At 41.2% G+C, this 18790-nt stretch carries 18 protein-coding genes; 6 read left to right on the top strand and 12 right to left on the bottom strand.

From position 1 onward, the window contains the following. Positions 1–49 precede the first annotated feature (49 nt). The 8 genes from J4E76_RS16780 to J4E76_RS16815 all read right to left on the bottom strand — a co-directional run bounded on the left by J4E76_RS16780 (position 50) and on the right by J4E76_RS16815 (position 8612). Entirely contained in the window at positions 50–2221 is a 2172-nt protein-coding gene (locus J4E76_RS16780) for an acylase (protein ID WP_208505941.1), read from the bottom strand. A 75-nt stretch (positions 2222–2296) separates the two neighbouring features. Next, a complete protein-coding gene (locus J4E76_RS16785) occupies positions 2297–2908 on the bottom strand; it encodes a thiol:disulfide interchange protein DsbA/DsbL (protein ID WP_208505942.1) in 612 nt (203 codons plus the stop codon). A gap of 86 nt (positions 2909–2994) precedes the next feature. Continuing rightward, positions 2995–3654, bottom strand: a complete 660-nt coding sequence (locus J4E76_RS16790) for a biopolymer transporter ExbD (RefSeq protein ID WP_208505943.1) — start codon at positions 3652–3654, stop codon at positions 2995–2997. A gap of 97 nt (positions 3655–3751) precedes the next feature. Next, complete coding sequence (locus tag J4E76_RS16795; RefSeq protein ID WP_208505944.1) at positions 3752–6358, bottom strand: DUF5686 and carboxypeptidase regulatory-like domain-containing protein; 2607 nt, start codon at positions 6356–6358, stop codon at positions 3752–3754. Positions 6359–6550: 192 nt separating this feature from the next. Beyond that, the gene (gene nadD, locus J4E76_RS16800) at positions 6551–7126 is read right to left on the bottom strand and encodes a nicotinate (nicotinamide) nucleotide adenylyltransferase (protein ID WP_208505945.1); all 576 of its coding nucleotides are present in this window, start codon (positions 7124–7126) and stop codon (positions 6551–6553) included. Between the two features lie 3 nt (positions 7127–7129). Next, on the bottom strand, positions 7130–7702 hold the full coding sequence (gene gmk / locus J4E76_RS16805; protein ID WP_208505946.1) for a guanylate kinase: 573 nt from the start codon (positions 7700–7702) through the stop codon (positions 7130–7132). A gap of 3 nt (positions 7703–7705) precedes the next feature. Beyond that, positions 7706–7999 carry a hypothetical protein gene (locus J4E76_RS16810; RefSeq protein WP_208505947.1) on the bottom strand — a complete coding sequence of 98 codons (294 nt, stop codon included), beginning with the start codon at positions 7997–7999 and terminating at the stop codon, positions 7706–7708. A gap of 1 nt (position 8000) precedes the next feature. Continuing rightward, on the bottom strand, positions 8001–8612 hold the full coding sequence (locus J4E76_RS16815) for a sigma-70 family RNA polymerase sigma factor (protein WP_208505948.1): 612 nt from the start codon (positions 8610–8612) through the stop codon (positions 8001–8003). 152 nt (positions 8613–8764) lie between these two features. On the opposite strand from J4E76_RS16815, the gene J4E76_RS16820 reads away from it, so the two are divergent. The 6 genes from J4E76_RS16820 (at position 8765) to J4E76_RS16845 (ending at position 15662) form a co-directional block, all read left to right on the top strand. After that, entirely contained in the window at positions 8765–9862 is a 1098-nt protein-coding gene (locus tag J4E76_RS16820) for a glycosyltransferase family 4 protein (RefSeq protein ID WP_208505949.1), read from the top strand. Between the two features lie 48 nt (positions 9863–9910). Continuing rightward, entirely contained in the window at positions 9911–12175 is a 2265-nt protein-coding gene (locus tag J4E76_RS16825) for an ATP-dependent helicase (protein ID WP_208505950.1), read from the top strand. Between the two features lie 62 nt (positions 12176–12237). Continuing rightward, on the top strand, positions 12238–12897 hold the full coding sequence (locus J4E76_RS16830; RefSeq protein WP_208505951.1) for a DUF4290 domain-containing protein: 660 nt from the start codon (positions 12238–12240) through the stop codon (positions 12895–12897). After that, positions 12898–14205 (top strand): UDP-N-acetylglucosamine 1-carboxyvinyltransferase, encoded by a 1308-nt coding sequence (gene murA / locus J4E76_RS16835; RefSeq protein WP_208505952.1) that lies wholly within the window; start codon positions 12898–12900, stop codon positions 14203–14205. A gap of 13 nt (positions 14206–14218) precedes the next feature. Then, the gene (locus J4E76_RS16840; RefSeq protein ID WP_208505953.1) at positions 14219–14893 is read left to right on the top strand and encodes a hypothetical protein; all 675 of its coding nucleotides are present in this window, start codon (positions 14219–14221) and stop codon (positions 14891–14893) included. Between the two features lie 91 nt (positions 14894–14984). Then, on the top strand, positions 14985–15662 hold the full coding sequence (locus J4E76_RS16845) for a hypothetical protein (RefSeq protein WP_208505954.1): 678 nt from the start codon (positions 14985–14987) through the stop codon (positions 15660–15662). On the opposite strand, the gene J4E76_RS16850 is transcribed toward J4E76_RS16845, so the two are convergent. The 4 genes from J4E76_RS16850 to J4E76_RS16865 are packed head-to-tail and all read right to left on the bottom strand — an operon-like array spanning position 15659 to position 18771. Next, a complete protein-coding gene (locus J4E76_RS16850) occupies positions 15659–16921 on the bottom strand; it encodes a sulfate adenylyltransferase subunit 1 (protein WP_208505955.1) in 1263 nt (420 codons plus the stop codon). The genes J4E76_RS16845 and J4E76_RS16850 overlap by 4 nt on opposite strands. Next, positions 16908–17813 carry a sulfate adenylyltransferase subunit CysD gene (gene cysD / locus J4E76_RS16855; protein ID WP_208505956.1) on the bottom strand — a complete coding sequence of 302 codons (906 nt, stop codon included), beginning with the start codon at positions 17811–17813 and terminating at the stop codon, positions 16908–16910. The genes J4E76_RS16850 and cysD overlap by 14 nt, the downstream gene beginning before the upstream one ends. Next, positions 17810–18520, bottom strand: coding sequence for a phosphoadenylyl-sulfate reductase (locus tag J4E76_RS16860; RefSeq protein ID WP_208505957.1), 711 nt, complete (start codon positions 18518–18520; stop codon positions 17810–17812). Before J4E76_RS16860 ends, cysD begins: the two co-directional genes overlap by 4 nt. Positions 18521–18522: 2 nt before the next feature. After that, on the bottom strand, positions 18523–18771 hold the full coding sequence (locus J4E76_RS16865) for a DUF2061 domain-containing protein (RefSeq protein WP_208505958.1): 249 nt from the start codon (positions 18769–18771) through the stop codon (positions 18523–18525). Positions 18772–18790 lie beyond the last annotated feature (19 nt).

Raw genomic sequence — 18790 nt, forward strand, 5'->3', positions numbered from 1 at the left:
TTGAGGGTTTCACAATCCGGAAACGACCTAATTAACTGTTTATTGATTCCTATTTCCTGGACCCAGGTCTATATGTCTCTTGCGCCCGAGCTTCCACGTCCTCTTTGTAGTATGCTACATCTTTGAACTGCTTATCCGCATATCGCTGCGCCTGATCTACGAAGTGAGGTGAGTTAGGATCATTGCTTTGACCACCGGCCAACATACTCTTTGCTTTTACTTTATCACCGAACTCAACCATGGCCACAAAGCTATTACCTCTATAACCATAGATCTTTTTGCTACCATTAAAGCTTCTAGCACCATAAGCCGCCAAAGCTCCCCAACGGCTAGTGGTCATTCCTACAGGAATGCTTGGCGCATTATCGTCATATTGTAAGTCCATATCGCCTGAAAGTCTCTGGAAGCGATTATAGTCTCCCCAAGGAGTCTCCCATGTACCAAAGTCTTCGGTAATTGCAGCCACAGCCTCTTCAAAAATAGAGATGCGCTCAGCATAAGGCGATCCTGTTCCAAAATAGTCGAATCGTTCGTTCCCTCTTAAGCCTTCTGGATTCTTCCCTTTTCGGTTGTAAATAGTACCATAGAAATGTGCCAAACTCATGGCCACCGACTCTTTCGAAGTCTTCAAATCCCAATTCTTCAATGCCTGATAAGGACCTCTCAAGGATCTCATTTTAGCTGGACTACTTTCGATAGCCTTTAATAATCCAGGGATCACCTTTTCGAAGGCTGGCAGGTAAGGATCATGAGCCAATTCAATTAAGCCATCAATGGTCAGGTCTTTGGCTTTGCTCAACATTTGTACAGCATGTACTCCTCTAAAGTTCTCTGCGTCTGGTGCCATATAGAAAGGATAATCTTCCCTCTTTGGACTGAATTCTGCAGCAGCTGTGAATGGCGTTGAGTTACAGTTCTGAATCCAACCATTACCCGGATTCACAATGGTAATGATTTCGTCAAGTTCATGCATCCCTTGCCAATCCGTTGCAGGATTACTCCCATCGACTGGTCTTTGATAGTCAAACTGTGGGTCACGTTTTGGCACAAAGTCTCCGTGGTAATAGGCAATGGTACCATCTGCATCTGCATAGACTGTATTGTTAGATGAGTTTCTTCTGATTTTCATCATCTCCCAAAACTCCTCATGATTCGAGGTCTTCGATCGGGTGAACGATTGAATAAGGGCATCAACAGGTTCCCAATTTAACTTAGTGGCTACCCATTTATCATCAATCTTACCAGTGATTGGTCCGTGATGTGTTCTGTAAGTTGGAAAGGTTCTTTCTTTGATTTCTGTACCATCTTTATACTTCAAGGTCACCTCGTCTACTTCTACATCTCTCCATTCTTCACCATACTTATACTGAAGTTTCCCATCACGTTCTTCCACAGTCTCTAAGAAATCGTCCATGAAGTCAACTCGTGTGGAAGTATGCATCCAACCATTCTTCTCATTAAAACCTTGGTATATGAAAAACTGCCCCCATGTTGCGGCACCATAAGCATTCAATCCCTCTTCACTCACAACTTGAGACTCACCCCTGAAATAGAATGAGGTGTGCGGGTTGATAAGTAACATAGCATTACCAGATGCGGTATGCTCACCCGAAATAGCAAAACCATTCGATCCGCTAGGCTCCTCCTCAAAAGACTCTTGCGGGGTGATGTCTGCAAATGCCATTGACTTGCCCTCACCGTAAAAGGAACGGATTCTTCGTGTTGATACACTCTCAATATCACCGCCTATCGATCCTTCGAAAAAGAACATAGGGAACCAAGGTTCGAAACGTGTTAAAACCTTCGGTTGAACTTCAGGGTGAGTATGCAAGTAGTAATTGATGCCATCGGCATAAGCCTGACATAGTTCTTTGAGCCAATCAGGAGCCGAAGCATAAGCTTCTTTCGCCTCATCTATGGTCATATATAGCCGAGCTCTTAAGTCGCTGTACAAAGCGGCCTCTCCTTCGGCTTCAGCCAATCGACCGATCGCCCAATAATAGTTTCTTTCTACTCGTGGAAAATCATCTTCGCACTGGGCATAGAGCATCCCAAAAACTGCATCTGCATCCGTTTTTCCATAGATATGAGGAACACCATAGTCATCTCGGATAATAGTTACTTGCTCAGCTTGTGCGGCCCAACGGTCGGCCTCACTGGTAGTACTTGGTTGACAAGCATATAGAAATAGTAATAGAAAGGAGAGGTAAAGATTCTTCATCAGTTTTAAGGTTTGCATCTAAATTGACACAAGAAAACTGAAGGATCAAAGGCTTTTTTTTAAATGGAAGTTTGGCTACTTGGCCAAAAGATAATTGGTCAGGTCAATGAGTTCTTGTAAACTTCGCACACTGCCCATCTCAATTTTATACATACCATTGACTACTAAAGTAGGCACATTGGTGACTTTCTTCTCTTCCCAGAGTTTTGCCATTTCTTTGGCGCGGTATTCCACTTCCTCCCCATTGAAAAGCCGGTCAAACTCAACCTCATTCACATCGTTTGCCAAAAAGATCTTTTTAATCTCTTCAGGAGTGTCCATTTTCATCCCTTTGGCATGAATAGCAGCAAAAAACTGCCTAGTGAGTTCCTTCTCCATATCCAATTCACCCATAGTGACAAAAGCCTTCACAATATCAAATTGAGCCTTTTCATTGTCTCTAGGAAGGTAATCGACATGAGATTTTCTGAATATAGCTTCAGAGCCTAAAGACGCTTCAAGGGTATCCACTAAGGCTTCAAATTGGAAACAATGTCCACAAAACAGAGAAAAGAACTCCGTCACCTGAATTCTCATTGACTTTTCCTGAGAAACCACCTCATAGTGCTTCCCTTCCTGGAATGTCTTCTGGGCTTGAAGTGACACGGCTGTTAATGTCAAGACTAAACAGATGGTAAGAATTCTCATGGCTTCTTTTTTCGCTAAAGTAATAGAAAAGGGTTTCTTCCGAAACCCTTATCAATTCAAATGCCAAAACGAAAATAAAAATCTTCTTAACTGCCTCCAACGGCAGTTGGCTCAGCTAGGGATATGCCTTTATTGATACCCAATTTCCCTTTTTCATAAAGGAGCCTCTGTCTTGGGTCATTCCTATTAAGCTTTCGATACTCCTCAGCGGTCAGACCTACGCGTTCACCATAGATTCTGTAGTAGGCAGCATTGATTTCATCCATTACTTTGATGAACATATCGTAACCACTACCTCTATCCGTCTTCACTGATACCACAGCTTTGCTTGGACCTTCTGATGAATCATCACGGCTCAAGTTTCTGGTAATGTAATTCTTCATAGTAGCAGGCAGTGTCTGAAAGGTTTCACGATCACTCATGTTAGACTTCCCTCGCTTCTTGTCATCAGGCTCTCCAAAATTCAAAACAAAATCATAGACGATTTTATCAATGTCATCAAGGTTAGGCACTGGTTCTTCTTCAATTTGAACCTTATCGGCAGAGTTGACCTGAATTTTCAATACGTTTCTTTCATTCAAAGGCACATCTATGTTATCCTCCTTTGGCGGAGGAAGTATCATTGTCAGCCCCTTATTGGTGGCAATTTGCGTGGTAACCAGAAAGAAAATCAGTAATAAAAAGGCGATATCAGCCATTGAACCGGCATTTACCTCCTGGCTTTGTCGTTTTTTGTTATAGCCCATAGTTAACTAAGTTTAAAATCTTAGTTAAATAACTATTTTATTAGTTTATAAGCAACTATGTGATTAGTTATTCTTTTATGAGCCCCTAAAAATTCGCTTAATTACTATCTCCGATAATGGCCGCCACTCCTATTCTAACACCAAAGTCTTTAGCTTTCCACCCTTGAAAGGACTGGATAAACTCAAGCCTGAATATCCTGAGGATATTGTCGATGGTGTATCCGACTTCAGCATAGTCTTCGGACTGAGACGTTCTCAAATAATTCAGGAATAGGTTTTCTTTAATTCCGCTAAAGCGAAGCATCGGCAAATGAGTAAATGCCAGCTTCCTAAATCTAAAGTGGTTGAATGCTGAGAAGTATTCATCCTTAGTACTGAAGCCATAGTAGTCTAACATTCTGAAACCACCCGTCACCTTTAGGGGAACAAACAAGAGCCTATTGCCACTAAAGTGCTTGTAGTCTGCGAATGCTACCGCATCGTTCGTCAAGAACTTTCCCGCCTCAATCTCAATATCTACCAAAGCTCGCACGCCCAAACTGATCTGACTAGTCAAACCTAGCTCTATATGATCATAGTCGACATTACTACCCAAAAGACCATTGATACCCTTTCTATAAGTCAGCTTAAATTCAGGTGAAGTATCACTAATAGGAATCAAACGACCATTATACCTTCTAAATTTTAGCCAAGGCCTGACGGCATAATACAGATATGCCTTTGAAGCTACTGACTGAGAGAAAACCGGCTCAGCGCCTAATTCTGAGTTCACCGGTCTATTAGGTCTAAAAAGGGTTTCTGATCTATCGCCAAAACTATAGTTGGTATTGTTGAAGAGTTCATTTCTATCCGCCCATTCAAACCCTGCGCCTAAGGTATGTTTGTATCTAATCCTTCTAGCCCAAGTGGCTTTCACAAAAGTCTTTTCATAGAGTTTCATGAAATTTCTTCTCCCCACCAATGTCACATAGCTGTTAATGAGCGGATTTACTATGTCTGGGTTAAATTGACTGATATAGTGACCACCTGAAACTCTGAATGTATTGCGCTGCTCACGCTGACCAACACCAAAAACAGTCTCAACTTTTCCATAAACCTGCTCACTTGCAAAGCCGTAACGAAGAAACGGTGTGATTCTTAATCGCGTGGTGGTGTCCTGTCTCCAGAAAAACTGTCCTTTTGCCTCTACCTGCCAACCTTCGACAGTATTAAATCCTGTACCCACTAATAATCCGTCATGTTGAAACCTAAGGCGTTCCCCAAGCTTATAATAACCTCCACCGAGGAGGTCGGTCAGCTTAAACCGCTCACCATTTTGTAATCTTAGTGTGTCAGACTCAGCCTTCGCTTTATCAGCAAAGTAGGTACTGTCTTCTCTTACGTAGCTCTCTATTTCTTTCGTTGTCAAAGGGACTGGCCTTAGTTTGGCCCAGTACAGAGAATCCTTTTTTGCGGCAGTAGTGTCAACTTTAAAACTGTAGTCAGAAATAACATCCGGCTCTTCTTCTTCCTCCTTTTCTTGCTTCTCATATTCCCGCATCAGTTTTCTGAACTGCTTACGCGAGACTTCCTTGTCTTCTTGGAAAACCTCTTTTACACCTATATCCAGATCTCCTGATTTAATAGCAGCAATCTCTTCTGGAGCTGGCGCAATCTTTTCGTCTATCAAAACCACGGACTGGTCCAGGTCATCATTTGGAGTGACCTTATAATTGCTCACAGAAGCCAGGTAAGAGTAAGTCCCAGCCAGGCCGAAAATAGAACCTCCAAACTCGAATTTCTGTGTTACCGGCATCCATGTCTCCCCTACTATTGGAGCAAAGATCTGCTCAATACCAACTTTAAAACCCATCAGGCTAGTTGTTAGATCAAGAGAGTGGATATTCCAAAAGTCTTCTCTAATATATATCTCACCTTCAAAGACGTCATCTCCTTTTGACCTTGGTGTTACCTTGATCTTATTGATCTCATAGCCTCGTTCTATAAAGCTTCCCTGATACTCAAACTTATAATATGAGAATGCTCTTGGGCTAAGCGGTGATATGGCATTCACCACTTCGGGCAAATAGAAACTACTATTGATATATGAATTAGGATTGGCATTGTCCATATCCTGCCCAGAAGCTCTAACGGAAATCACCTTTTCTGAAAAGGTATTCGGCCGCTCAAAATAAATCTCACTCACCGACTCAGAAGTGAATACTTGACTAGTGTCTATGCCTTCTTTTTCAAGGGTTCGTCTTAATATCCATGGTACCTTGGTAATCTGCCCGGTTCCTTTCATATACACTTCGGCAGAATAGCTGTCATTCTGAAGCAGGTGATACTTCGCTTTGGCAATAGCCTTTCGCATAATGGTGTAAGAAGGGTCTTCGGCCTTCCCAATTACCTCCACAGACTGAAGTTCAATCACTTGTGGCACCATCACAATATTTAAGGTTGTGAAGCCATTGGACACCTCTATTTGCTTGATTTGGGTGGTATAACCCATGAACTGAAAGGCTACGTTATATCTTCCCGATTTCAGTGGCAACTCGTAGTTACCCTCTAGGTTAGATGACGTTCCCGTCCCCATTTCCTTCACATATATGGAAGCAAAGGGCATTGGGTTGCCTTCATTGTCTTTAATAGTTCCTTTAATTCCTTGTGCCAAGAGACCAAGTGGCATCAAAAAGGTGAGCGTAAATAAAGTTATACGTTGCATTGGTTGAGGTTTTCGACTTCAGAACAATTTACGCGCCAAAAGACACTATGCTCCAAAACATATTTGACAGTTGATAGACGACCTAAAGGCTTAAAATGTCCGCTACTGTCTTAAATTTTTTCAAAGTTCATTGTTTTAGTCCCTTAACAAAGGAAAAATAGTTAAGGATTCTTAAATACAGAGAACGCTCAGCTACTGGTAAAATTTCTTGATTTTGATGTAATCCACCACAGGCTGGGGCAATAGATATTGAACAGAGTGCTCATTGCGAATGGAGTTCCTAATAAATGTTGCGGATATATCTAGCATTGGGGATTCTACATATCGAATATTCTCATGCTCAATTTTGATCTTTGATCTATCCACTTGCGGACGTGGGTAAACATAAAGTCCAAAGCTCTGTAGAATTGCCTTATGATTCTTCCATTTATGAAAATGTAGAAGATTATCCTCTCCAATGATCAACTTGAACTCATGCTGAGGATTCTTATCAGCCAAATAACCTAAAGTATCAGCAGTATAACTTGGTCTGGGCATATTGAATTCAACATCGTTCGCCCTGAATTTATAATTATCGGCAATAGCCAACTCAACCATTTTCAGCCTATCAAACTCATGGAGTAAGGTACTGCTACTTTTGAATGGATTCAGTGGGCTGACCACAAACCATATCTCATCAAGGTCGGTTTGATCAGCCATAACATCTGCTATTACCAGATGGCCAATGTGGATAGGATTAAACGAACCAAAAAATAGTCCTACTCGCAATGCTTAAGAGTTTATAAAATCGTTAACGAGCTTCTCAGCTTTAGCAAAAGAAACTTCCATTTCCTGATTAAGCAAAGTCACATCGAATTTGTTTTCAAAGGTCATTTCGAATTTCGCTCTATATAAGCGTTGAGAAAGACTTTCTCGAGATTCGGTTCCTCGGCCTGTCAATCGATTTTCCAGTTCTTCCATACTCGGAACTTTAACAAAAATCGCCAGGGCATCATCTCCGAAATACTCCTTGAGTTTAAGTGCGCCTTTCACCTCCACATCGAAAACAACATGACGACCTTCATCCCAAATTCTTTGGACTTCTGACTTCAGTGTACCATAGTAATTTCCTGTATACACTTCTTCCCATTCTATAAAGGCATCTTCTTCAATCTTCTGCCTAAACTCATCTCGAAGCAAAAAATAATAGTCCTTACCATTCTCTTCCGTACGCCCCCTTTTATCTCGAGTGGAAGCAGAAATCGAAAACCCCAGCTTAGGGTTGTTAGCCAATAAATGTTTTACAATAGTTGTTTTTCCCGAACCAGAGGGTGCGGTAAAGATGAATGCCTTGCCTTGACCCATTATCTAAAGGTTGACACTTTTCCTGATCATTTGCGCCAGGTCATTGGGGATTTCTTTGTCATACGTAGCCAGCTTCTTTTGAATTTCTTCTCGCATGCACTTCTCTTTTTCGTAAGTAAAATTAGACTTTACACAAGTGCTAATCTTCTGCTGAAAAATAGCCAGAGACTCTTCGTCTGCTTCATTGTCAAGTACCAATTGCACAATTTCAGAGAATTGCTCTTCATTGACCAAATTTCCTTTATCGCAATAGCAATTTTTAAACGTGTCCTTAAACCAATCTGAAAACTCCGACATCTTAATCTTCTTTATTATATCCCATTTCCTTAGCGTATCCTGCCAGTTTTTCTTTTAGCATATTACGCGCTCTGTGTAATCTAGATCGAACTGTACCGATAGGAATATCCAAAATCTTAGACATCTCCTCATAAGTAAAGCCTTCTAGATCACTTAATATAATCACTGTTCTGAAATCAACTGGTATGCCATTCAACGCACCAGAAATCTCGTCACCAATCATATGTTGAACAGTCTCAACTCGCAGATCAGTAGTGATATTTTCACCAGCATCATCCGAATTGTAGAATTGCTCAACCTCGTTGTAGTCAACTTTGGCTGGTTGCTTACTCTTCTTTCTAAACTCGTTGATGAAACTGTTTTTCAGGATTCGGAACAACCACGCTTTTGCATTAGTTCCGCGCTGAAAAGAATTGATAAATCTAAATGCCTTTAAATAAGTGTCTTGCACTAGGTCTTTGGCATCGTCTTCGTCAAAAGTAAGCCTGTAACCAAAATTGTACATTGAATCCACGTGTGGCATGAATTCACTGTCAAAAATCTCAGTCTTCTCCTTCTCAGAATAATTCTGTCTTTGAACTTCCTGTTCGTCTTGTAATACATCTTCCGACATGGGCTAAAATTAATAAATTAAAAGAGCTAGTTCCTACTTTTCAATGTGATGTTTACCCAGATCAGCACCATTAAAAACTCTTTTCTCATATAATCCTAAAATGAGAACTTGTTTATAAAGATGTGTTTGGTGTTTTTTGTGAAATCAAGGACTTGGAAAAACTCAGTATTCTCTTTCTTACTTATCAGGGCGATGTCGCTGGATCAACCAATTCTATTGCCTATTTGGCTAAAGGTCTTGCCGATCGTGGCCACAGTATTCATGTAGGTATTAGAAAAGAAAGTTTGCTTTGGCAACTGCTCGAAGGGTCTAAAGTCAACCGTATCCCTATGACTTTCAAAGGAAAGTTTGATCTCACCAACTGGGGGCAAATTAGAGATGCTGTAAAGACACATAAGATTCAACTCATTAACTCACAGTCAAGCCACGATCGCTATACAAGCATTTTTGCTAATATTCGATATGGTCTTGGTGTCAAAATTGTTCATACCAGAAGGCAAATGCCTTTGAGTGTAGGAGGCCCGCTGCAGCGCTTTTTATATAATAAGAAGACTAATGGAATAGTAGCGGTCAGCCAACAAGTGAAAGAAGGCTTGGCAGGTTTGGGCTTTCATGCTGACCATATTAAGGTAATTCACAATGGCACGCCTACTTCAAAGTACGGTCACATCAATACTGAGAATGTTGAGAAGTTGAGGCAGAAGTTCTCTATTAAGCCCGATGAATTCGTTCTTGGGTGTGTTTCACGTATGAAAAACCAAGTGCAAATTTTTCAGGCACTGGCCAAAATAAACGAACCCATAAAGGCCATCTTTTGTGGTATCACTCCGACTGAAGAAATCAAAGAACTGATCGAACGCTTCTCGACAAACCATGAAATCTATTTTGAGGGGCAGGTAGAGGCCCCCGCCATCCTTGACTATTACAAGCTTTTTGATGCCAAGATATTGGCATCTACAATGGAAGGACTATCGCAATCTTTGCTAGAAGCAATGGCCCTTGGCGTTCCCGTAATAGCAACAGCCTATGCTGGTAATTTAGACCTTATTGAGAATGGAGAAAACGGCCTTCTTTTCCCTGACAATGACATCGATCAAATTGCTCAGAACATACTCAAAATGAAGGAAAGCAAAGGTTTGAGAGAAAAGCTAATCACCAATGGAAAGAAGACTGCTCTCGAAACTTTCAATATTGAAAACACCATTTCAAATTATGAGCAATACTTCTCTGATTTGATAAAAGAAATTTAGATTCATCTCTTAACTTGCACATTCAAGTCGAGCCGAATTTTGTGCTGAATGGAATACCTCTCTTCCCTTAATGAACCGCAGTATGAAGGTGTTGTAAACACTGAAGGCCCCTCTATGATTATTGCGGGTGCTGGCTCTGGAAAAACAAGGGTCCTGACCTACCGCATTGCCTACTTGATCAAAGAAAAAGGAGTTGATCCTTTCAATATTCTGTCGCTTACTTTTACCAATAAGGCAGCCAAAGAAATGCGGCATAGAATTGAGCAAGTAGTAGGCAATGATGCCCGCAACTTGTGGATGGGAACCTTCCACTCTGTGTTTGCAAGAATCCTAAGGTCTGAGGCCGATAGGCTTGGCTACCCGAGCAACTTCACTATTTATGATGCTGATGATTCTAAGTCACTGATCAAAACCATCGTAAAGGAGTTTGGATTGGACGACAAGGTTTACAAGCCGAATGTCGTTTTCAATAGAATATCGGGTGCTAAGAACCGATTGGTCTCCTGGCAGGATTATCTGGCTAATCCACTCTATGAAGCGGACGATACTGCAGCCCAGAAGCCAGAAATGGGTCGTATTTACAAGACTTACTGTCTGAGATGTTTCAAAGCCAATGCAATGGACTTTGACGATCTTCTCTTCAATACCAATGTACTATTTAGAGATCACCTTGATGTTTTGAACAAGTACCAGCACAGATTCAAATATGTGCTAGTAGATGAGTTTCAAGATACCAATGTCTCACAATATCTGATTACAAAGAAGCTATCATCGGTTAGCCAGAATATAGCGGTTGTTGGAGATGACGCACAATCGATCTATGCATTCCGTGGTGCCAATATTGAGAACATTCTCAACTTTGAAAAAGACTTCCCAGACCTCAAGGTCATAAAGCTTGAACAAAACTATCGTTCGACACAGAATATTGTAAATGCTGCCAACTCAGTAATCGCCCGAAACAAAGGTCAGCTTAAGAAAACGGTTTGGACTTCTAATGATCAGGGCAATAGAATTGAATTGATCAAATCTGTTTCAGACAACGAAGAAGGCCGATTTGTTTCCTCAGCAATATTTGAGCAAAAAAGTCAGAACAGCTATAAAAATAAAGACTTTGCCATCCTCTACAGAACAAACAGCCAGTCTAGAGCTATTGAAGAGGCACTGAGAAAAGCAGGAATTCACTACAAGATTTTTGGTGGCTTGTCTTTCTATCAACGAAAGGAAATCAAAGACTTAATGGGCTACCTCCGCTATGCCATGAACACTGAGGATGAGCAATCATTCAGAAGGATCATCAACCTGCCAAAACGCGGAATTGGTACCACATCAGTAGAAAAAATTGTTGTGGCTGCTTTCGAACATGATATCCCTCTTTGGGAAGTCTTGACCAATATTGACTCTTTCCTTCCGGGTAGGGCCGCCAACGCGGTGAGGGATTTTGTAACCCTTATTAAGAGTTTTAAAATATATGTGGAGAGCAAAGATGCTTATGAAGCAGCAAACCATATAGCCAAAAATTCGGGCCTGCTTAAAGAGCTCTATGAAGACAAGACAGTAGAGGGTCTCAATCGCTATGAAAATGTTCAGGAGCTCTTGAACGCGATCAAAGAGTTTGTAGACACACCTGAAGTAGAAGACAAGAGTTTAAGTGCCTTCCTTCAAGACATTGCACTCCTAACTGATCAGGACAAAGATGATGCTGGCAATGACGATTACGTCTCACTGATGACCATTCACTCATCCAAGGGTCTTGAGTTTAAAAATGTGTTTGTTGTTGGGCTGGAAGAGGACCTTTTTCCTTCTCAAATGATGCTAAGCAGTCGTGACGATCTGGAAGAAGAAAGACGTCTTTTCTATGTAGCTATTACAAGGGCGAAAGAAAACTTATACTTCTCTTATGCATTATCACGTTATCGTTACGGAAGACTGATCAATTCAGAGGCAAGTCGCTTTATCGAAGAGGTAGACCCAAGTTTTATTTTTGTGAACACCCGATATGGAAGTCGCGAACCCAAACTAGGAAGAAGTGATGGACCACCGAGTTTCAATTCGAACTTTGCCAGAAATTTGATGGCGAGTAAGAAGGCGGCTCCAAAAAAGCCTATGAAATATCACCAACCCTCGGCCAATTTTCAGCCGAGTGATACTTCTGGATTACAAGAAGGCATGAAGGTTGAGCATCCAAAATTCGGCTTTGGTAAAGTTTCAAAAATGGATGTAGAGGGAGCTAACAAGAAAGCCAAAGTGATCTTCGAAGATTTTGGTGAAAAAACACTGCTCCTGACCTTTGCTAAGCTGCGAATAGTCGAATAGAAGGGCTCGAATAGCCCTCTTTTGATATAATTATTGTTAATTTGACCTATACTTAAGAATTAATGGGATTAGAATATAATACAGAAAGAACTGATGTAAGGCTAAAAGAATATGGCCGCAACATTCAGAAACTGGTAGATCATATCAGAACTATCGAGGATGAAGAAAAAAGGAGTGCCTATGCACAGACTTTGACTGATCTTATGAGACAAATCAACCCTAACCTAAAAGTTGGTCAAGACAATGATCAGAAGGTATGGGATGACCTATATATCGTTTCAAATTTCGACCTTGAAATTGAAGCCCCTTTTCCAATGCCTGAAAAATCGGCAATTGGTAAAAAGCCTCAGCGCATGGAGTATAAGAACTCCAAAATCAAATACATGCATTACGGCCGTAGTGTCGAGCATATGATTGAGCAGACCATTAAAATGGAAGACCCTGAGACAAAGAAATCAGCAGTTATCCATATAGGTCGACTTATGAAAGGCTTTTATAACACTTGGAATAAGGACAATATCGATGATGAGATTATTCTCAAGCAAATCAAACAACTCTCTAATAACGAGCTTGATATTGATATAGCAGAGGTAAAAGAATTCGGTCTGTTTGATAACAATATTCGCGAAAAGAGACCTCAAAACAGGAACAACAGAGACCGCGATAAGAGAAATAATAATAACAACAGAAGAAGAAACAATAACAATAGACGCAGAAACTAAATGTCCTCATTCGTCATTGAAGGTGGCACCAGGCTTTCGGGAGAAATTACTCCCCAAGGTGCCAAAAATGAAGCGCTCCAAATTCTTTGCGCTGTCTTACTGACTTCTGAACCCATTACTATCAACAAAGTCCCAGACATTCGGGATGTCAATAAACTCATTGAGCTATTGGCAGATATGGGGGTGGAAGTTACACACCTAGGTGGCGAGAGCTATAAGTTTTGCGCAAAGGATGTCAATATTGACTACCTCGAAACTCAAGAATTTAGGACTAAAGCTTCTTCCTTAAGAGGATCCATTATGATTCTTGGACCTTTATTGGCCAGGTTTGGCAAAGGAAAAATCTCAAAACCGGGAGGAGATAAAATAGGCCGTAGAAGGCTTGACACCCACTTTTTGGGCTTTCAAAAATTAGGTGCTCGCTTTCTTTATGAAGCAGAGACTGGTATGTATCATATCGATGCATCAGACCTTAAGGGCACCTATATGCTTCTTGATGAGGCTTCAGTGACCGGAACTGCCAATATTTTGATGGCGGCCGTACTTGCCAAAGGCAAGACGACCATTTACAATGCAGCATGTGAGCCATACCTTCAACAACTTTCAAAGATGTTGAACAGAATGGGTGCTAAAATTACGGGTGTAGGATCTAATTTGCTTCATATTGAAGGAGTTGAGGGACTTGCAGGTACTGAGCACACGATGCTTCCGGATATGATTGAAATTGGCTCATTCATTGGAATGGCGGCAATGACTCAATCTGAAATCACCATTAAGGATTGTCAAATTAAGGAATTGGGCCTTATCCCTGAAACCTTTAGGAGACTCGGTGTACAAATGGAGTTCAGAGGGGATGACATTTACATTCCAGCACAAGAGCACTATGAGATAGAGACGTTCATTGACGGATCTATTATGACTATTGCTGATTCAATTTGGCCAGGCTTAACACCTGACCTTTTGAGTATAGTACTCGTCATGGCAACTCAAGCCAAAGGAACTGTCCTTGTTCACCAGAAGATGTTCGAAAGCAGGCTTTTCTTCGTGGATAAGCTAATTGATATGGGAGCTCAAATTATTCTTTGTGATCCGCACAGGGCTACCGTAATTGGACTTGACAGAGTTCAAAAACTGAAGGGCATCCGCATGACATCCCCAGATATCAGAGCTGGGCAAGCCTTGCTAATCGCAGCATTGTCTGCAGAAGGAACAAGTGTTATTGACAACGTTGAGCAGATAGACAGAGGGTATCAAAACATTGACGGTAGACTGAATGCTCTAGGTGCTAAAATCGAGCGAATAGAATAAACAAACCTCCAACATGCGACTGAATAGGCTATTGAAAAGTCGGAATCTCAAAGTATACACCATGGAACTGGTGATCGTCATACTTGGGATATCAATCGCCTACCAACTCAACATTATCAATGAAAATCGCATTAATAATAAGCTCGAACTCAACATTCTTAAAAACCTCGACAAAGAAATTCAAATCAATATTGCCGAGTTCAAGAGCCTAGAAGCCTACAGAAAAAGGATCACAAAGGATTCAGATCATTTTCTTTACCTGATAAAAAACAACTCGGTTTCTCTAGATACTGCTAACAAATATGTATTTCGTCTGGTACAAACCTCTACTCCAGATTTACAACAACAGGCTACTACCTCATATTTAAGCAGCAATTATGGAAGCTCAAATATTGAACTGAAAAACGAACTCCTAGCCCTGCAAACCTATTTTCAAGAGCTCCTGGACTTATCAGAAGGATACAAGGATAGGAAGCAACAAGACTATATGGGGCACCTCAGAACCAGTGTTGATTTTCTGGAAAGAAAAGTAATTGACTTAGGCAGCATACGTTCAATTGAATTCAAAAACATAGTCTGGAATATGGCAACCGATGAGTACGAGTTAAACCGTTTGTATGATCAGGCTTCGGCACAACTTGTAAAAGTGGATAGCCTTATCACAAACATCATCTCCGAACACAATTGAAGCACTGGGGTTCTTCATATTTTGTAAAAACCGAAAGCTTAAGCATCTTTGAGAATAGCTCAGGTGTCTTTATGTTAACTGAGCAGACCCAATGGTGAAATTCGGCACTTCCAGAAGACTTAAACGCAATGATATCTACACCTATCTCATGGAGATATTCATTGTGATTTTTGGTATTACTGCTGCCTATCAACTCAATGTTTACTACGAAGATCAAAAAGACCTAAAGCTCGAGGAAGCAGCCATTGAAAGACTAGCTGACGAAAACTCCAACAACAAAGATGTTTTCGAGAGTTTGATTGGAAGTAGAAAAAAGCTTGAGGAGGATACCAGACAATTGGCTCGGTTTCTTTTTGCAGGTGAGAACTTAGAGGTAGACAGTATCTCGCATTATCTGTTTGACATAAATCGAACCCATAAACCCATCACCCAAATGGAAGCCCTAAACTTCTATTTGAACTCCAATTACACAAACAAAAACTCCGACCTTAAGAGTGAGCTAATCAAAATCAAAGCCTACTATTTAGAGCTTAGGGATGTAGTAGACTACTATGTCCGTATGAAGGAAAAGTACTACAGTGACTTCCTCGTTTCTGATGTTGACTTCGGAGAAGAAAAAATCATCTCACTCGATAAGATTCAGAGTGTTGAATTCAAGAACTTGGTTGTTAATCTACTATCCAACGAACTTGAACTCAACTCCCTGTTTGACCGAGTATATGGCCAATCCCTAATATTGGAAGAGATTATAGAAGAGAAACTCGACTAACTCGCAAAACCTACCCCAACCGTACTATTAGTAAACTCATCAATCAAAATGAATGCGCCATTGGCCCTATTTTCTTCATATCTATCAATCAATACAGCTTTTGAAGATTTCAGAGTAACCTGACCTACGTCATTCAGGCCTAGCTCCGTGGCCGTCTCATCCTTGATTAAATTAGAAGTCTCCACTCTAAAGTTGATTCCCGCCACTTTCACCCTGGTCTCATTAACTCCGTGTTGAAGCTTATATGTCTTTCCATTGACCAGAGGCGCATTATCCATCCAGCAGATATTAGAAACCAAGTCCTTCGACCCTCTGAGTTCTTCGTCTTTCACAAGCATATCACCTCGACTAATATCAATATCATGATCTAATCTAATGGTCACAGACTCTGTAGCCTCGGCATGTTCAAGCGAATCTTCAAACTGATCGATCGACTGAATTCTGGCAGTCATACCAGATGGTAAGGCTCGAATGGTATCACCTTTGGAGAAGGTTCCACTAGCCACCTTGCCTGCATAGCCTCTGTAATCGTGAAAGTCATCAGACTTCGGACGAATAACCAGTTGCACTGGAAATCGCGCGGGCTTATTCTTTGTATCTGGATGAACCTCAATATTTTCCAATACCTCCAAGAGATTATCTCCTTTATACCAACCCATTTGCCTGGCATCATTTGCAATGTTCTCGCCATGCAAAGAACTGACAGGGATAAAATCAATCGAAAGATTTTTAAAAGTGTCGTTGCCTAGTAAGTTCTTGAAATCCTGAACCACCTCATTGAACCTATCTTCATCATAATCGACCAAGTCCATTTTGTTAACACACACAATTACTTTTGGAACCTTCAAAAGATGAGAGATATAAAGGTGTCTATGTGTTTGTTCTGCAAGGCCATTTCGTGCATCGACAAGAACTATTGATACGTCCGCATTTGAAGCACCAGTCACCATATTGCGGGTGTACTCTACATGACCTGGAGTATCTGCAATGATAAACTTACGCTTTGGAGTAGAGAAATATATGTGGGCGACATCTATCGTAATCCCCTGTTCTCTCTCCGCTACCAAGCCATCGGTTAGTAATGACAGATCAGTATAGCCAAGTCCCTTTCTCCGGCTACTTTCCTCAATTGCCAAGAGCTTATCCGTAGTAATAGAATTAGTCTCATAGAGGAGTCTCCCTATCAAAGTACTTTTCCCATCATCAACGCTTCCAGCTGTAGCGATCCTTAAAACTTCTTTATTCTTAGAAATAGCCATTATTCTTTCTTTTTTCCATTGCAGCTTCTGAGCGTTTATCATCAATTCTTGCGCCACGCTCAGAAATTGTCGCGCTCAAAATCTCTTCAATTACCCTGTCAATATGATCAGCTTCAGATTCGACTGCCGCAGTACAAGTCATGTCGCCAACGGTTCTAAACCGCACGATCTTTTTACTAACAGCCTCGTCTTCAGCTTTATTGATAAAGGGAGAATCCGGCCAAATCATACCATCACGTTCAAAAATCTCACGCTCATGGGCATAGTAGATTGAAGGAATCTCGAGCCCCTCCTCTCTGATATAATTCCAAACATCAATTTCCGTCCAGTTAGAGATAGGAAAGACTCTTACATTCTCCCCAACATTGATTCTTCCGTTGAGCATATCAAAAAGCTCTGGTCGTTGTTTCTTAGAATCCCACTGTCCGAAGTCGTCCCTGACCGAGAAAATTCTCTCCTTGGCTCTAGCTTTTTCCTCATCCCTTCTTGCCCCGCCAAGACACGCATCAAATTTTAACTCTTCGATAGCATCAAGTAAAGTCACGGTTTGTAGGGCATTCCTGCTAGCGTACTTTCCAGACTCCTCCTGAACTTTCTTCTGATCAATTGCATCTTGTACGTAGCGTACAATCAGTTCCAGCCCCAACTCATTGGCTAAATGATCTCTAAAGGCAATGGTCTCAGGAAAATTATGCCCTGTATCTACATGTAGTAATGGAAATGGAATCTTGCCCGGATAAAAAGCCTTCTGTGCCAGCCTCACCAAGGTTATGGAGTCTTTACCTCCCGAAAATAGGATAGCGGGGCGCTCAAACTGAGCGGCCACCTCTCTCATTATATAAATTGCCTCGTCTTCCAATTCTCTTGGAAACTGACCATCGAATATCTTCATGCTGTTGCTTTTATTTTGATTTGATGTAAACCACATTCTTTTTTGGAGGTCTCCCACCACCATCTGCCTGCTCTGGCATCTTCATTAGATTCAATTGCCCTTGTGCATGGAGCACACCCAATACTCACGAAACCTTGATCATGCAGCTTGTTATAAGGCACATTATTCGTCTTTAGGTAATCGATCATTTCGTCAAAAGACCAATTCAGTATAGGGTTGAATTTTATCACTTGATTGCCCTCATCCCATTCTAGATTATCGAATGACTGTCTGTTGTCAGATTGCCCAGCACGGAGACCCGTTACCCAAACTTTAGCACCCTGCAAGGCACGCTGGAGGGGTACTACCTTGCGGAGGTAACAGCACTCTTTCCTATTCTCAATTGATTCGTAAAAGCTGTGCATACCTTTCTTAGTAGTCAGTTCCTCTACCTGCTCGGAGTTCGGATAGTAGACTTTGATTTCTTTCTTATACCTAGATCTTGTTTGATCGATCAAATCGCAGGTCTCTTTAAATAACCTACCAGTGTCCAGCGTAAAAATCTCGATGTCCAAATTATTCTTGAAAATGGCATCAGTAATCACCTGATCTTCCTGACCAAAGGCAGAAGAGAATACTACTTGGCCGGGAAAGGTCTCGGCTAAAAAACTTAAAGCCTCATGCAGAGGCTTATCATCAATCCGATCATTTAATACATCTAAATCCATTGCTACTTCCTCAGTTTTACATTCGCCCAAGCCCGCTCATGCAGGTAATACAAGATCATTTTGGAAACCACTTCTACTGACCCGATAGACAAAGCCATGGCCACTTCACCCGTAACAAAGTAAGCGATGAGTATGGTATCAATCGTACCTACAATGCGCCAACTAATCGTTTTGGCTATACTTTTGAGATTGCTGTCACTCTTGTTAGTGGTGTTATCAATCCTTCTGTTAATGGTCGTATCTAATAGCATATTACTTTAGGTCAGTAGA

The sequence above is a fragment of the Roseivirga sp. E12 genome, from assembly GCF_017592825.1.
In the GTDB taxonomy this organism is placed as follows: Bacteria; Bacteroidota; Bacteroidia; order Cytophagales; family Cyclobacteriaceae; genus Roseivirga.

Excerpts from the sequence above, each read along its gene's own strand:
- J4E76_RS16780 (WP_208505941.1), bottom strand. The coding sequence starts at position 2,221 with ATGAAGAATCTTTACCTCTCCTTTCTATTACTATTTCTATATGCTTGT.
- J4E76_RS16840 (WP_208505953.1), top strand. The coding sequence starts at position 14,219 with ATGCGACTGAATAGGCTATTGAAAAGTCGGAATCTCAAAGTATACACC.
- J4E76_RS16830 (WP_208505951.1), top strand. The coding sequence starts at position 12,238 with ATGGGATTAGAATATAATACAGAAAGAACTGATGTAAGGCTAAAAGAA.
- J4E76_RS16860 (WP_208505957.1), bottom strand. The coding sequence starts at position 18,520 with ATGGATTTAGATGTATTAAATGATCGGATTGATGATAAGCCTCTGCAT.
- cysD (WP_208505956.1), bottom strand. The coding sequence starts at position 17,813 with ATGAAGATATTCGATGGTCAGTTTCCAAGAGAATTGGAAGACGAGGCA.
- J4E76_RS16815 (WP_208505948.1), bottom strand. The coding sequence starts at position 8,612 with ATGTCGGAAGATGTATTACAAGACGAACAGGAAGTTCAAAGACAGAAT.
- J4E76_RS16810 (WP_208505947.1), bottom strand. The coding sequence starts at position 7,999 with ATGTCGGAGTTTTCAGATTGGTTTAAGGACACGTTTAAAAATTGCTAT.
- J4E76_RS16825 (WP_208505950.1), top strand. The coding sequence starts at position 9,911 with ATGGAATACCTCTCTTCCCTTAATGAACCGCAGTATGAAGGTGTTGTA.
- J4E76_RS16850 (WP_208505955.1), bottom strand. The coding sequence starts at position 16,921 with ATGGCTATTTCTAAGAATAAAGAAGTTTTAAGGATCGCTACAGCTGGA.
- J4E76_RS16865 (WP_208505958.1), bottom strand. The coding sequence starts at position 18,771 with ATGCTATTAGATACGACCATTAACAGAAGGATTGATAACACCACTAAC.
- murA (WP_208505952.1), top strand. The coding sequence starts at position 12,898 with ATGTCCTCATTCGTCATTGAAGGTGGCACCAGGCTTTCGGGAGAAATT.
- J4E76_RS16795 (WP_208505944.1), bottom strand. The coding sequence starts at position 6,358 with ATGCAACGTATAACTTTATTTACGCTCACCTTTTTGATGCCACTTGGT.
- J4E76_RS16785 (WP_208505942.1), bottom strand. The coding sequence starts at position 2,908 with ATGAGAATTCTTACCATCTGTTTAGTCTTGACATTAACAGCCGTGTCA.
- J4E76_RS16790 (WP_208505943.1), bottom strand. The coding sequence starts at position 3,654 with ATGGGCTATAACAAAAAACGACAAAGCCAGGAGGTAAATGCCGGTTCA.
- gmk (WP_208505946.1), bottom strand. The coding sequence starts at position 7,702 with ATGGGTCAAGGCAAGGCATTCATCTTTACCGCACCCTCTGGTTCGGGA.
- J4E76_RS16845 (WP_208505954.1), top strand. The coding sequence starts at position 14,985 with ATGGTGAAATTCGGCACTTCCAGAAGACTTAAACGCAATGATATCTAC.